11 protein-coding genes are annotated in these 16417 nt (G+C 37.9%); 3 read left to right on the forward strand and 8 right to left on the reverse strand.

Annotated features, from left to right (window positions below):
• Positions 1-94: 94 nt before the first annotated feature.
• The 3 genes from CRO15_RS17885 to CRO15_RS17895 are packed head-to-tail and all read left to right on the forward strand — an operon-like array spanning position 95 to position 4193.
• A complete protein-coding gene (locus CRO15_RS17885) occupies positions 95-2191 on the forward strand; it encodes a glycoside hydrolase family 20 zincin-like fold domain-containing protein (RefSeq protein ID WP_097047326.1) in 2097 nt (698 codons plus the stop codon).
• Positions 2160-3026 carry a glycoside hydrolase family 16 protein gene (locus CRO15_RS17890; RefSeq protein ID WP_097047229.1) on the forward strand — a complete coding sequence of 289 codons (867 nt, stop codon included), beginning with the start codon at positions 2160-2162 and terminating at the stop codon, positions 3024-3026. The genes CRO15_RS17885 and CRO15_RS17890 overlap by 32 nt, the downstream gene beginning before the upstream one ends.
• A 15-nt stretch (positions 3027-3041) precedes the next feature.
• The gene (locus tag CRO15_RS17895) at positions 3042-4193 is read left to right on the forward strand and encodes a cellulase family glycosylhydrolase (RefSeq protein WP_097047230.1); all 1152 of its coding nucleotides are present in this window, start codon (positions 3042-3044) and stop codon (positions 4191-4193) included.
• A 228-nt stretch (positions 4194-4421) separates the two neighbouring features.
• Here the strand turns inward: CRO15_RS17895 and CRO15_RS17900 are convergent, their stop codons facing one another.
• The 8 genes from CRO15_RS17900 to CRO15_RS19820 all read right to left on the reverse strand — a co-directional run.
• Positions 4422-5036, reverse strand: a complete 615-nt coding sequence (locus tag CRO15_RS17900; RefSeq protein ID WP_097047231.1) for a hypothetical protein — start codon at positions 5034-5036, stop codon at positions 4422-4424.
• A 234-nt stretch (positions 5037-5270) separates the two neighbouring features.
• Positions 5271-6158, reverse strand: coding sequence for a glycoside hydrolase family 17 protein (locus tag CRO15_RS17905; RefSeq protein ID WP_097047232.1), 888 nt, complete (start codon positions 6156-6158; stop codon positions 5271-5273).
• 40 nt (positions 6159-6198) lie between these two features.
• The gene (locus tag CRO15_RS17910; RefSeq protein ID WP_097047327.1) at positions 6199-7764 is read right to left on the reverse strand and encodes an MFS transporter; all 1566 of its coding nucleotides are present in this window, start codon (positions 7762-7764) and stop codon (positions 6199-6201) included.
• Between the two features lie 10 nt (positions 7765-7774).
• On the reverse strand, positions 7775-9244 hold the full coding sequence (locus tag CRO15_RS17915; RefSeq protein WP_243397021.1) for a glycoside hydrolase family 30 protein: 1470 nt from the start codon (positions 9242-9244) through the stop codon (positions 7775-7777).
• A 74-nt stretch (positions 9245-9318) separates the two neighbouring features.
• A complete protein-coding gene (locus tag CRO15_RS17920; RefSeq protein WP_097047234.1) occupies positions 9319-10611 on the reverse strand; it encodes a glycosyl hydrolase family 17 protein in 1293 nt (430 codons plus the stop codon).
• Positions 10612-10629: 18 nt separating this feature from the next.
• Positions 10630-14088, reverse strand: coding sequence for a hypothetical protein (locus tag CRO15_RS17925; RefSeq protein WP_097047235.1), 3459 nt, complete (start codon positions 14086-14088; stop codon positions 10630-10632).
• Positions 14089-14108: 20 nt separating this feature from the next.
• Entirely contained in the window at positions 14109-15623 is a 1515-nt protein-coding gene (locus tag CRO15_RS17930) for a sugar porter family MFS transporter (protein WP_165770000.1), read from the reverse strand.
• A 168-nt stretch (positions 15624-15791) separates the two neighbouring features.
• The coding region (locus CRO15_RS19820) for a carbohydrate binding domain-containing protein (RefSeq protein WP_165770001.1) at positions 15792-16417 on the reverse strand (626 nt) is incomplete at its 5' end.

Consider the following 16417-nt stretch of genomic DNA (forward strand, 5'->3'; position numbering starts at 1 on the left):
TGTGCGGCAAAACAATATGTGTTATCGTACACATAAATATCTTGCTTTTTTATATCTTGTCAAAAATGCTATGCGATTACAAAAACCAAATTATATGAAAACACTAAAAACAACATTATCCCTTCTTTTGGTTGTTATTTTAAACTCATGTGCCTCAGAGGAAAAAATTATGGGAGATTATCAACTCCTCCCCTCACCGCAAACTTTTGAAATCTCTGGGATAAGTAATTTAAAATTATCTCAGCTAAAATTTGGTTTCTCTGCCAAAGAACAAGATTTCCCACCCTTAGGTGCCATTTTAAAACATCTTCAAAAAACAGATTCCGAATCTGAGGCGCAAATAATCTACAAGATTGATGAAAATTTGGATCTGCCAGCTGAAGGTTACCTTTTAGAAATTCAAAACAATCAGATAACTCTTATTGGCAAAGATCAAGCTGGATTGTTTTATGCCTTCAAAACTCTGGAACAACTGTCAATTGATGCTCAAGAACAAGATGTTTATCTTCCAAGATGTAAAATTGAAGATTTTCCTTTGCTTTCATACCGTTCTGTTCATTTAGATATAAAACATCATTTAGAAAAAACTGATTATTATTATAAACTCATAGACAAACTGGCCAGCTATAAAGTCAACGCAATTATTGCTGAAGTAGAGGATAAAATCCAGTTTGAGCGCCACCCAAAAATTGCCTCCTCTGACGCTCTGAGTAAGGAGGAATGGAAAAAACTTTCTAATTATGCGAAAGAACGAAACATAGAGATCAGTCCTCTCATGCAAGGTTTGGGCCATTCTTCATTCGTGCTCAAACATGAAGAATACAAGCATCTTCGTGATGATCCGGGAAGTGATTGGGCTTACAATCCTTTAGATCCCGAAACCTATAAATTACAGTTTGACCTTTACGAGGAAGCCATCGAGGCCACACCTAATGGAAAGTACCTGCATATTGGAGGAGATGAAGTACACACAACTGGTCGTGGTAGTGGGCAATCTGCTCTTGAACTCCAATTACAATGGCTTAGCAAAGTATGCAAATTTGCAGAAGAGCATGACCGAATCCCTATATTTTGGGATGACATGCCCTTGAAGCAGGCAGATGTTTATGATCCTATGTTCAATACAGAAATCAGCAAACAAGAGGTAGACAAAATTTGGGAAGAGAATGAACACAAATTGGTCGATTTTTTAGATCAGTTTCCCAAAAATTGTATTTACATGAGATGGAATTATCATTCTCCAGAAACGTATGGCAACAGTAAGGCCATGAATTGGTTTAGAAGTCATGGTTTTGAAGTAATGGGTGCCACTGCTGGGCAAACTAGATGGGTACTAATGCCGCAAAGAGAAAGTAATATCGATAATATCAAATCTTTTGCTTTATCATCCATTGAGAGTGGCCTAAATGGGCTTTTATTAACGCTTTGGGATGACGATTCTCCTCATTTTGAACTTTATATGCGAGGTATATTGGCGTTTGCCGAATATACTTGGGCTGGAGATAAACTAAGCAAAGAAGAAGTGAAATCCGCTTATCGCCATAGGGAATATTCAAGTTCATTGTCTGACGACCAATATGCATTTATTGATGGGTTGGAAGCCCCTGTTGCACAATGGAAAAATCTTTTATTGGAAGGAAACAGCAGAAATTATTTGATGGGTAATCCAAATGCAAAGGAAAAGTCAGTCATTGAATTACCTGATTCAAAAAATCCAGGAAAATGGTCTAAAAAATATGCAGATAGAGTTAAAATTGCTAAAGAAACGGTTGCCAAATCAGATACTATAGCAGCAAAAATTGCTCAAATGAAAAACTTGGCCAAACGGAATACATACAATCTAGAGGTCTACGAACAAGTAAATAAATTGGTGAGCTTCAGCAATAAGGCCATTCTGCAATTAAATCATTTTGATCTTGCCTCCAATAACATTGAAAGAAAACAAGCACTTGGAGAGTTGACAAAACTGAACGAACAATTCTCAAAACTTAGAAGTGAATTTGAATCTGTTTATGGTAAGACCAGAATCCTGAACAAGCCTGACAATTATATCCTAGATCAAGATCATCATGTGCATTTGGCCAACCAATCGCTATCTTTTGACTGGCAGTTTTATGCTGAAATCCTATTCTTGAAAAAACTGGAAGAAACCATTAACCATGAAACTATTTCTATCGATTTTAAAGATTAAACCAGAGCTACCAACAAGAAGAGGGTTTCTTATTGTGCTGTTTTCTCTTTTTCTATTAAACCTTGCTTGCGGCCCCAATAAACGAACAAGCTCAAACAAGGACATTTCCGAGCACTACAACAAGACATGGAAAATAGTATGGGAAGACCATTTTAACACCTCTGTGCTCGACCCCAGCAAATGGACAAAGATTCCCCAAGGAAAAGCGGACTGGAACAACCAAATGACTGATAAAGACGAACGCTGTTTTGATTGGCAGGATGGAAAGCTCCATTTAATTGGGATTAAAAACACGGATACATTGGTAGATTCCAGGCCCTATCTTACAGGAGGAATTTACACCAAAGGGAAATTTGCGTTTCAATATGGTAAAATTGAAATACGGGCCAAAATTGAATCCGCAAAAGGAGCTTGGCCGGCCATTTGGATGCTTTCCGAAGAAAACAGATATGGTGCTTATCCCAGAAATGGTGAAATTGATATTATGGAGCACCTTAACTTTGATAATATTATCTATCAAACTACTCACTCTTATTATACTTTAGAATTAAAACAAAAGGATAATCCTCAATATTATGGCACAACGGCTATAAATACTGATCAATTCAACACCTTTGGATTGGAATGGTATCCTGACAAACTTGTCTACACTTTAAACGGTAAACCTACATTTACCTACCCAAAAGTTGATGGGGTAGATTCATCTCAATGGCCTTTTGATCAACCTTTTTATATTTTAATAGATCAACAACTTGGAGGTTCATGGGTTGGCGATGTCGATCTTGAACAACTTCCCGTCAATATGATCATCGATTGGGTTAAAGTAAGTCAATAAAACAAACTTAAATATATGTACAGATACTTCTGGGTTATAATAATCTCTTTTTTGATTTTCTCCTGTAACGAAAAACAGAAAAAAAAATCACTAAAAAATTCACTGCCGAAAGGTCAATGGACTGTAGAGCGTGCAAATAAGTGGTATAATGAGCTTGATTGGCTAGTTGGCTGTAATTTTGTACCCTCCAATGCCATCAATCAGCTCGAAATGTGGCAAGAAGACACGTTTTCACCTGAACTTATAGACAAAGAATTGGGTTGGGCCGAAGATTTGGGCTTTAATACACTTCGTGTATTTCTACATTATCTGCCATGGAAAGAGGACAAAGCAGGTTTTTATGAAAGAGTAGACCAATTTTTAGAGATATGTAAGAAGCATAACATAAGGGTCATGCTTATCTTTTTTGATGATGTTTGGCACCCCAATCCTGTATCTGGTAAACAACCTGAACCTACCAAAGGTGTACACAACTCTGGTTGGGTTCAAAGTCCGGGTACTGCTATATTGAAGGATTTAGAATCACATGAAACCAGTTTGAAGGCCTATATACAGCAAACGATGGAACGATATGCACAAGATTCTAGGGTACTCATTTGGGATTTGTACAATGAACCTGCAAATCCAAACCAGGCTAGTTATGGGGACATTGAGCTCGAAAACAAAGAACAGTTTTCATTAAAACTGCTAAAAATGGCATTTGCATGGGCGCGGGAAATCAATCCGAGTCAACCCATATGTTCAGATGTATGGAGGGCAGGAAGTTTGAATCTTGATAAAATAGATATCATTGATAAGTTCTGTTATGAGAATTCTGATGTGATTAATTTCCATTCATACTATGGTCCTGAAACCACAGAAAAAATGGTAGAGCTGCTATCAGCTTCGGGCCGTCCGTTAATGTGCACAGAATATATGGCGCGTACCGCTGGTTCAACTTTTGAAACAATACTCCCTATTTTTAAAGAACATAAAGTGGCCGCTTACAATTGGGGACTGGTCAATGGCAAGAGCAACACCATTTATCCTTGGCACAGTTGGGAACATCCTTTTCCCAACGAACCTGAAATATGGTTCCATGATATTTTAAGGGAAGATGGAACTCCTTTTTCCAAGGAGGAAGTGCAGTTCATAAAAAATTCCATCGGACAAAAAAATCTCAATTAATAGGTTATTTCTCGGGGACTTCAAATAAAATGTTCTGGATAAACAAAAAGGTTAGCTGAAACAGCTAACCTTTTTATACTAACTCAAACTGAAACTAAACTTATTAAGACTAATCTCTATCAAAAGTAAATACTCCTAAACTTAATCTCAAGTTATAATTATACCATTTTTGATACTTTTTTTGCCCTAATTAAAATATTTGAAAATATTTAGTTAAATAAAGATTAATTATTGCTGGATTCCACTTCTTAAAGAATCAATAATGACTTTTGCCTCTTTCAGTTCTTTACTTAATCGCTCATTTTCCTGAAGATGTTGCAAGCGTACTTGTTCCAGTTTTCGTTCGAACTCGTCCAAAGGGACATATTCAGGCTCTAAAAATGCATTCTTTAAAATGCTAAAAAGAGTAAATAAAAAGCTTATTGCAATAGCAGAGACAAGAAAGACAAGCAGTGTTTTCTCCTTTTGGTGTGAAGTTGAGTTCTTTTTCAGAAGTACTTTTTCGTCTTTTGACAACTTACGGTTCCCAGAAAGTTGATTCAAAAAAACATCCCATTTTTCTTCTTCCTTAACATGCATGTCCTTAAACCCTCCCTGTTCTATAAAAGGATAGGTTTTAGGTGTAGACGCCAACATAAAAATTTCGGCACCATTGCCCCCCATGACATCTAAAAGGGTAGAATCATATTCCCGAATCTCCCGAATTAATTTCTCCACAAAATGTAAACTGTAATTTGGTCGCAGAAATTCATCATACAGCACTTGAATCTCAAAATAATCCTTGCGCTCCAATGCATATTGTAAAAAACGATCCTTTAATTCGGCTTTAAAAAATTCGCCCATTTCTCAGGTAAGAAAAAATAAAGTTTTGGTTTATTGGTCTTTCTTTACAAAGTTACTTTAAATGAGGTATGAAACGACAGTTGTTGGATAAAAGAATTTTTAAGTTATTGGAAAAAGAGATTCCACTTCCTTGTATTTTGTTGATATGAAAACGCAAAGGATTCTTTTTGCACGTTATCTAGTTGTTTTTGAATATTCCTAAAAATCTTTTTTTACTTTTTGGAATACTCCCTGTCAGAATTTGATTTCCTCATTTTTATCCCAAAGCCCCCAATAGGCTCCTACATCTCCCTCATCACCTACTTTCCACGATTCATCAAATGAAGAAAAATAGAAAATATCTATATCTTCTTCTTTAGACCATTTTTGGGTATTCATAAAATACTTTAACGCATTTTCATATGATGGAAATGCTCCTTCTAGATTAGTTCCCTTACTTGGCCATCCCGTTTCTGTAATAATGACTTTCTTTCCATTGCCTGCCCTAAGTGCTTTTTGATACATATCTTTCATATAAAGTAAAGAGTAATCCAAATCACATCCCTCCCAAAAAGGATAACAATTGGCCAAAACCACATCGCAAGCTTCTGTTATTCTCGGACGTTCACCAAATTCATAATAAGCGTCTACGTATCCCACAGTAGTGTTTGGAATAGCATCTTTGACCAGATATATAAAGTCCAACAGTTCATCCTCTGTTAGGTCTCCACGGTACATTACCTCATTACCAACTGCGGCAATATCTACATAACCTTCATTGGCTAACTTAATCAGTCCAGCTATTTCCCGTTCGTTTATTTCCGAATCATCTCCCAACCATGCACCTACCATGGTCTTAATTCCATATTCCTTGGCTATTCTAGGAATAATTTCGTTTCCATCTGTGCAAGAAAACGAACGCACCCATTTGGTGTAGGGTTTAATTATCTCCATTCTTTGCCTAATCTGCTCTTCGCTAATTTGGTCACCTGGTTTTTGCCCTTCCACATAAGGGCTAAAGCACAATCCATGCATACCATCCTCAAGAACCTGTCTGCATAATTTCTTTAGTTCACCTACGGACTTACCACTATAATCAAGGGCAGCCAATGCTAAAAATTTCTCTTTTCTTCCTGAAGACATTGAAATATGCTATTGTTTGTTTGTACTAAAAAATATTGGATTAAAGCTCTCCTCTGCGTTTTACAAGTTCAGCTTTAATTTCTTTTGCTCTTTTTTCACTAAGGCTATACTTCCACATAACCCACATAGCTAATGCTGCTGTAAGTGATGGAACTATTATATCAGCGATTCTAAGGTTATTCATAGTTTCCACGGATTGTTCCGTAACATTTGGATCAAACCCTACGATACTTAATATCAACCCTCCAAGAACAAGTGCAATGGACTGGCCTATTTTAACCATCAACCAATAGATAGCTCCAAAAGTACCCTCTTTTCTTGGCATACCGTTTTCAAGCTCATCCAAATCACAGACATCAGCTGTCATGCTCATCATAAGGGTGAACAATCCGCCCATTCCGAAGGCAAATAAAGGTATTGGTAAAAATATTAACCATGGCACTTCACTATTTGGATCAATACTGAACCAAGACATTCCTATATTTTCCAATACAGGATTTAAAGATTCAAAAAGTGAACCCACAGCAGAATTAAGTCCTTTTCCCAAACCGGTTTGGCTAAACTGACTATTTAATTCCTTATCAAATCCCCACCATTTTAATATATACCCAACAACTGATAGGAAGGTAGAAATTAGAAAAGCCTTTCTTTTTCCCCATTTATTGGCCATTCTAGAAATAATGGGAATTACCAGAAATGCTGTAATCATGGCATTAATGGTATTGAACCATGCCGGCCATGTACCGGCCATTTCGTAACTACCATTATACATATAAAACACAATTATGAAAACACCGAAAGCAGCAACAAGCTGGAACCCGTTAAAGACTAAAAATGTAGCTCCACATAATTTCATGAAAGGCTTGTTTTTAGAAACTTGTACAATACCGGCCAACAATTCCTTCATATTGGCCGCAAGTGTTCTAAAATTAATTTCTTTACGATTCGCCATATTTGATGCATCAATACCTTTACAAAACATTGCGGGTAGAATTCCAAAAACGATGCACATTGCACCAACAATAAGCGCCATGGTCCTGACACCTTCTGTCTGCGTATTGAAGGTATTTGAATCTGGGATGATTACATATAACCAAGGGACGATCATCCAAGCAATTTGACCCATGGTGTTGGAAAATGCCATCAAACGTGTTCGTTCGTTATAGTCAGAAGTCATTTCGTAACCGAGACCTACCAAGGGCGTTGCAAACATGGTATTCCCAATAAGGAATAGCAGTTGAAGAATCATAACATGCCAAATGATGTATGATTGGGATGCATTGTCATCAATTTGCCACATTAAAAAGAAAAGTATTCCACTTATGATGGCTCCCACAAAAATATAAGGCCTTCTTCTCCCCCATCGTGATTTTGTATTATCGGAAATGAATCCCATTATGGGATCCGTTATTGAGTCAAATATTCTTGGTAAACCTCCCAAAAGACCTGCCCATAAAGGATCAACTCCCCAAGCGGTCAACAAAAAGAATTGAATAAAAACACCTAGTGTGCCCGGCAATATATTCAGTATGAAATGACCTGCACCAAAGGCCGCTTTTTGCCCAACGGGCACTCTATCTTTTTGGGCGGTTTTTACATTTGACATAATACTTGTTTTAGTTAGTTGGTATTTGTTTGTTTTGTTCCTTTCCAGGTACCACAATGGTTTGAATGGCCTGAGGACCAATTGTTATCCCCATTGATTGCTCACCTATGGCAAGGGTCATATATTTTGTTTCATTCTCTTGGTTCAACACAATAGCTACAATAGACCCATCAGGGTTTCTGGCAGCGGTTACTTGTAAGGAATCATCTGTATTTTCAAAACCAATCCTAACCGCGCCTGGCCTAACATACTTACTAAAATGTGCCAGAGTGTAATAAATTGGAGTAACGTACACTTCATCTTTATCTGGGTCTACAATAACTGGGGCAACGCACCAATTTTTGAACCAATTGGGCCCTCCCTGTGTATCCAATACCATGTTCCAATCAATCCAACCATCTACCCAATTGTTTAAACAGCCGATAATATCCCTAGCGTATCGGTAGACTGGTACATACTTGGGGTGCAAATGCTTTTGATTCTCCGGAGCCCAATCCCATCCCCAATCCGTGGCTTCTTTAGACCAATACCATTGATCATCTTTCCATTTGGGCACTTGGGCATCAACGCAGGCTTCTGATTGGATCAAGTGTTTATTTGGTGTTTTTTGATGGGCGTATTGCAATTCATCAGGAAAAACTTCATAAGTACTGGCATACCAATGAATAGCTGTTCCATCAAAATATTTTGAGGTAGCCTCATCTTTGAACATTTCATCAACCCAATCTTTCAAGTGCTCTCGGTTTTGATCGTAGCCCAAAATCTTGATGTCACCCTTGCCACTTGTTTCAAGTTTAGGGCCTAAATGATTTTGAACGAACTGGGTCATTTCTTTTGGTGAAAAATGCATACTTTCCCAGTTGTTGTCATTGCCCAACGGTTCATTTTCAACCGTAAAACCCCAAATATCTATCCCTTCAGCTTTGTAGGCATCAACATATTTTGAAAAGAACAAGGCCCATGAATCATAATACTCGGGTAGTAACTTTCCCCCTCTCCAATCTTTGTTATCCTTCATCCAAGGAGGAGCAGTCCACGGTGAAGCCAAGATTTTGAATCCTTCTTGGGAAGTTGCCATGGCCTCTTTAATAAATGGAATAATATCATCTTTATCTTCTTCAATAGAAAAATGTTCGAGCTCTATATCTCCTTCAACGGGAGCATAAGAATAATTGCCAAGTGAAAAATCACAGGAATTCATGTGTGTCCTCGTCAACGAATATCGTGCACCATCATTACCAAAGTAGGCATCGATAACCTTTTTACGATTTTCCTTCCCCAATTTGCTCAATAAATAGGCCGAAGCTTCGGTAAATGACCCTCCAAATCCAGTAATTGTCTGAAATTTTTCTTCTGGAAGTAATCTAATATGTATGGAGGTTTTAAAGTCATCAAATTCCATAATAGGGGTCAATTTGTTTCCTCCAGCTGAAGTTTCATAGACTTCAACGTTTAGTCTGTTTTGATTACAAGAACCCATGATTACAGTCAATACCAATATGAAATTATATTTATTGAACATCTTACTATTTCCTTTTCATTGCAATTGTTATCCTAATGTGGAACGGCTTGCTCCCTCTTCAACGGTGGAACCAAAACATCTTTCATCAATGCTTCTTTATCTCCATTGTAGGTTTTGGTTATCGGGTTTCCGTTTCGGGTTAAACCCTTGAAAATTCCCTGATCCACCAAATCCCATAAAGCATATTTTGCCTGCCCGTCCAACGTAAATAATCCAAAATGGTTTTCAGACCCACTCTTATTTTGAGCATCTTTCCATTTTTCGTTGAAAGCTTCAAAATAGAAACAGGATATTCCGGCTTTATTTGTCCAGTCACGTATATGTTCATGGTATAAAGCTTCTTTGTACTCATCTGTAGCCTTAGAACCCTTTGGTCCATAATGCCCATTAGAAACTGTAGCCCAGCCCGTTTCTCCAATATGAATAGGTTTATTGACCCCTAGGCTTTTCATGTAGTTAGATACCGAATCGTACTGCGACATGGCAAATGCCTTTGCCCTGAACATGGCTGCTTCTATCTTAGAAAGACCGGAGAGTTCTTCCTCATCATCAGGAACTCCCCAAAACTCAGGATTGTAATGCGAATTGTGATAAGCGTAGGTATGCATGGAGATATAGTCCACTGCCTTTACCAATTTCTCTAAATCCTCTGTATGGTAACTGGAGTCCCCGCCTCCCCATGAGGAAAAGTCATCAGAGCTGGTAATCCAAAGGTCTTTAGGTAATTTTCCATTTCTCTTGAGATCTTGCAGGTGATTCACCCATTTAAGGATGACCCATGGTTGTACATAGTAGCTCGTTGCCCATCTTACCATGGCTTCATTTCCAACAGCCAGAATCTTTACAATTTCCGGATACTGGTTAGCCAAAGCAGCGGCTCTTTCAATTTCTGCTTCATTTTTTTCACTTTCAAAATTGTGGTCTGGTTCCATTCCGGTCCATGCATTTTTGCAATCAATCCATGCTCCCAACATCACGTACATTTCAAAATTGGGGTCTTCCTTTTTGAGTTCACGAATTGCTTTGAGCAAATTGGAAGCCTGTTTTAACTGTACATTGTAGGTTCTAACTATTTTGATGCCCATAGCCGATAGAATCTTCATATCTTCCTTGAGTTCATCTATTGTTGGCTGAATTTCACGGGTAACCTCTCTATAACCTCCATAGGAAATGGCCAAATAATCCGGATTACCTAAAATGTCCTTAGCTGTCACTTCTTGTTGTATTTGGGATTGGTTCTCTTTTTGTTTTTTCTTTTCTTGTTTACACGAGCTGCAAAGAATGAAAACCACTGCAACCATTGTAAATCTTACTACTAATTTCATAGTATTCTTCTTTTAACTTCATCTTAGTTTTTTAGTGCTAACATTGACCCTGATCAGATTTATTTCCCCTGTTCTCTCAAAAATTTTCTTACTGGTAATCTCATCCAACTCCAATGCTTCAAAAAAGGTATTGGTGTTGTTATGGATTACTTCTAAGCTTTCTTTGTCCGATAGCTTATAAATTATCGGTATTTGGCAATAGGTAAAGCAAAGCGAATCCTTATCCAATTGAAGTTGTAGCCGATTGGATTCAACATCCACATAGTCAAAAATTCGGGATTCAGTTAAAAACTCATCCCTTCGCAATAGGCATGGCCCAAAACATAATTTTCCCTTTATAACAGAAATTCCAAGTTCTCCAAATCGGGTTAGAATATCTTCCTTTACCTGACCTGTCATACCTGGTTGTTGGGCTCCTTTGCCTGCAGGTGTATGTGAGTAAGGATCTGTAGGAAATGCTCCATATAGCGAAGGCGGTTTGTGTACACCAATACCTTCATTAATCTCATAGAAGTGCTCTAGAAGTCGTCCAATAACCTCGTTATCTTCATTCTCAGCAACTGCTTTTATGCAGCATTCTTCAACGGCGAGCAATAATTTGGACACCATATGCCAATAAATTGACCCCAACCCTTCATAACCATAAAAGGTCCCTGATCTACCAGTGAAGGATTTATGATCAAAGACTTCCTCAAAAATTTGTAGTACGGCATCGCCATCTGTATTGGCTTGCTCTGCATATTTGGTATGGGCAAGTCCATTTAATGCCTCTTTAAGATCACTGGCATTTTTGAAATTTCCATTAAAATGATAGTTTCCGTTAATGTCCTTTTCGACAATTAGCGAGTTCTGATCATTAACCAGTTTTTGAAGCAACTTGTTTTTAAACACGACTTCTTCTGGAATGCTGTTCTTTTCAACAAACAATGGCAATGATTTATTGGGGTAAAGCAAATAACTGTATTGGTCTGCTCTAAAAAGACTGCTGTTCTTTAACCCATCCAAAACATTAAGTGCTTCTTTGGATGATAAATGCCCTGAACTTAGCACTGCGACTTGCCCCTCTAGCATTTCGCTCAAATAGGAAATGGAAACCTCTTCTTTGCTTTCTAGTGTCATTAAATTGTATGCATGGTACAATCCATCATCCCTTTTGTTGGCTTTGATAGAGTGTTCCAGATACTGAAGGCTTATATCCACCAATTGTTTCAACTCACTGATCGAAATAGATTTTTTTGCGCCGGAAAACGAATTTTCATAAATGTTTGATCGATAATCGCTTCCTGATCGGCCCAAACCATCCATGATTTGTTTACGACTTTTGTCATCAATTGTATTTGACAACAATGACTGATGCTCGCTGAACGTATTGAATATTTCTTCAAAAAATGTAACCAACTCAATAGAAACTTCAACACTTTTCGTTGTAGCTTCTTCCAATACTTCCTGGAAAAAATTCAAGAATCGTCTTAAGTAGCATAGTGTAACCATAGAGACGCCGTTGCCCACCAAGGCGTTATTGGCATCATTCCATTCTGGGCGTTGGGTATTCATCCAAATACCTCCCTCTGGAATTAAATTTGACAATTTTGCCAATACGGTCGCCAAAATCTTCTCTATAAAATTGACCTTATAAATGTTTTGATTTCTATCTAACAGAAGCGCTCCGTCAGCGCCAAGTTCATCCCTCCTATTTCGGATTACGGTGTCCAATTCATGATTGAACTCAATGGTATCCTTAGGATTTGTTAGAATAGCATCATAACTTTTTATGATATAGGGAACATTGGCATAGACAAACAAATCTTGTCCAAAATAACTTTCAAGTTTACCTAGTTCATGATTTTGAAGAAACTCCAAAAACTTCAATAAATAGATAATCTGGTGATCTCCCCAATAACCAATATAGGACCAAGGGTCATCAGGTTCAATAATTTCCCAATCAAAGCCATCTTTGGTAACTCTATAAGGATTATATCCATCAAAAGTGCTAGTGTTCAGAAACTTAAGAATCATATTATCAATGAACTCTGGATATGAATGAGCCAAAGCTTCCCAGTTTTGAAAAATATCCCTCCAGTTTCCTTCATAGTCCAAAATCTTGGAACCGTCATTCTCATTTCTTGTGTTTATAGAAAATCGGTTCCACGGTCTACTGGGGTCCCCATGCCTTCTGCTGAACATAAGTGGCATATATTCCAAACAAAGCCTCTTAAAGTTCATATCCCCACTTTTATTCACAACATCTTTTAAGGTGGAAAGTGAAAAACTATCTGGAAGTTCTTGAATCTTTTCTTGTTCCGCTCGGAAAACCTCATTATTGGCTTTAGCGATGTAATTGGAAAAGTCCCATTTTTCAATTTTGTAATTGTTGTCGAAGATTCCTCCCCGCATAATATTGAAGAGGGTATTGGAAAAATGTCTGGTATCACGAAGCTTATCTTGTGACATTTGTAACCCGTCTGACGCTGCCCCCAATTCAATCAGATGCTGGGTTCCTTTTTCTATATCTAATTTTACTTTCTCATGTAGTTTCTTGTCATTTTGAATTTCTTCTGAGATTTTTGCTATGGCAGAGTGGTTTTTATTGACATTGGCCACCAGCATCCATTCTTTTTCTTCCTTTGGTTCCAAGGCCAATACAACTTGGGTGAAATATGCTCCCTTTTCAGCCTTTATATCATATTCGGGCAGAACTTCACTCCCTTTTCTGAAATTGGATAATTGAAGTGATGATACCAAGTGTTCTGGGTTTTGTAACCCATGCGACCATACAATGTTAGCCTTAAGGGCCTCGCTTGGTTCCGCTTTGTCCACAATTATAGCACTCAAAGCATAAATTCCAAGACCAGAGTCTTTGATTAGTTCGCTTCTTTTATAGGCATCTACCAGATTACTCTGTCTGTTCTGAAGGTCGCTCCCTACTCCATAAGGCAAAACATTTTGAACACCATCCAACATGGACATTACCACATTGCCATATCCATTATTTTTTAAAAAGCATTGTCTAACAAATCCATAGGTATCGCTGGAAGACCATTGGTATTTAAAAGTGAGTTCTAGATCATGATTGATTTCTTCAAATATTATCTTGTTGCCGTAAACATTCTTGAATAGATTTCTGGTCACCCTATACATGCCCTCCATCCTATCAGAAAATGGCTCCCACAACTTAACGTCATCTCCTTTTTGAACTCTAAATATGGTTTTACTACCGGTAATCTCCGTAGATTCTGTAATCTTATCATCAGTGTAATAAGGAAAAAGGGAGTAATCAGCATTTTTTCTGCCTGCTGTTAGTCCTCCGTTACTGGAAATAAACATCCAATGATCAGAATCACTTACAATGCTCATAAAAAACGGACGCAATGTATCGCTGTTGGAAATTTTGAAGTAGTGCTCATCTCCTATCTCCACATATTCCATATTCTTATTCTTGTTTATTTGAATATCCTGCATTATAAATTCTTCAGTCATTTTTGGTTGTAGTTCAAATTTTAAGTCCTTATCAAAGACTGTTCAACTTCTTCAAGTGTTTTCCCTTTAGTTTCAATTACATATCTGGAAACAAAAAAGAAAGCAAGCAACGATAACAATGCATAGAGTGCAAAAGTCAAGGTGGGACCTAAATTTGACAGTTCCCAGGGAAAAACCTGCGTAACGGAAAAACTTACAAGGGAATTGAAAAAGCCCACTACAGATATTGCTATTCCTTTTATTTTACTTGGAAATATTTCTGAAATCAGAGTCCACATTACTGGTCCCAATGAAATTGCAAATGCCGCTACATAAAGCAGAATTGCCATTAAAACCAGGCTTGCATTTATATTGATGAAATTGGTTATTTCATTTCTTTTGAAATTCAAAAACTGTTCCTCAGCAAGTCTTTCGTTTACTGCTTCAAATAGTCTAGATTGACTTTCAAAGGATTCACCTTCCATGGGCTGCAAAGCCTTGTATATTTGTGGGTCGCCAACTCGTTTAAGAGCATCCCCATTGAAGTTATAGGTAGCATTGTTGAAAGCCAAAGCTGCCATTAGCAAAGCTATGGTCATAAAACTAGTGCCTAAAAGCAATAAAGGCTTACGTCCTAATCTGTCTATTAACCAAATGGCAACCAATGTAAACACCAAATTGGTAAGACCCACTACAATGGCCTGTAAAAATGAGGAGTCTGTACTACCTCCCGCTTGTTCAAAAATTGTAGGCGCATAATAAAAAATCGCATTGATTCCTGTTATTTGCTGAAAGAATGCAATGCCCAGTGCTATAATCATTATAGTGGCATATTTACTTTTGAATAAATCGGATAATTTTCCTTTTTTCTCCTTCTTTTCGAGTCCTCTTTGAATTTCTGCCACGGTCAACTCGGCATATTCTTCCCCACCTATTTTTTGAAGAATTTTTCGTGCAAGTTTTACTTTGTTCAATTTTAGAATCAACCATCTTGGACTTCGTGGTACCGTAAATAGTGAGGCAAAATAAACTATGGCTGGAATTGCTTCCACGCCCAACATCCATCTCCAACTTTCATCACCATAATTCACCAAAAAGTAATTTGAAAAGTATGCCACCGAAATACCGATAACTATGTTTAACTGGTTAAATGAAACTAGACTCCCTCTTAGTTTTGGGGGTGCTATCTCAGCAATGTAAATAGGAGCAATTAAAATAGCTCCTCCAATACCAATACCACCAATGATACGGGCAATTATAAATTCCACATAACTGGTAGCCAAGGCTGACCAAGATGCTGAAATAGCAAAAAGAGCAGCCACCACAATCAATACATTCTTTCTTCCAAACTTATCTGCCATAGGCCCTGCTAAGAGGTTTCCTGCCATTGCACCAAAAATGACACAGCCTACAGAAAAACCAAGCATAGCATCGGTCATATTGAAATACGCCGTAATGCCTTTGACCGCTCCTGATATTACAGCACTGTCAAAACCCAGCAAAAAACCACCAAGCGCCACAATTAAACTTATGAGCACCGTATAGGACTTGTTCATTTTAGCCGTTTGCTGTTTGGATTGCAAAATATATTTGTTAAAGGGTTATAGGTGTTTGTAATTTCCAATTTGTGGTTGAGCAGGCTGGAAATCGGTTTTCCAGCCTTTTCAACAACCAATTTTCTAATTCATCATTATCCTAATTATTCAAGAACAATGTAATCCGTCTTAGATTTCTGTTACAACAACATCATCTATAATCACCTCACCTGCACAAGTACCCGCTCCACCACAAGTGGCTTGAATAAGAAGGGATATACCTTCTTCAATACTAGCATCGGTTGTAAACGTACCTGTATATGTCTGCCAAACACCAACCGTACTTACGTCGGTAGCGTTACCCAAATCATGTGCAACTGCAGGGTTAGTAGTAAATTCTGAGAATGCCAATACCTGAAGTATTGCACCATCCACAAAGGCGGTAGTTATTTTATATCTAAATGTTACTTCAACACCTTGGTTACCAGATATACTCATGGCAAACCGTTCTTGCTTCAAGTTTGGTACCTGAGCTGGACCTGATGTCAACCTAGCCGAATAGGTACCAGTATTGGCATCGGTATCGATAACTGTTACCGTTCCACCACCGTTGTTAAATTGCCAGCATGCTCCATCTCCAGAATTTGCTTCAAAACCGCCGTTTGACATTAACTCGCCACTTGGAGGTGCTGGGCAACCGCCTCCGCCTCCACCGGCTGTTTTATAGAAATAGATATTGTCCAAATAGATGTCATATGGGTCGGTGTTCGCACTGCCGTCACCATTGAACTGACCGTCGAACTTCAACTGTACGA

Origin of the sequence: Flagellimonas pacifica (genome assembly GCF_900215465.1) — a bacterium.
Lineage (GTDB): Bacteria > Bacteroidota > Bacteroidia > Flavobacteriales > Flavobacteriaceae > Flagellimonas > Flagellimonas pacifica.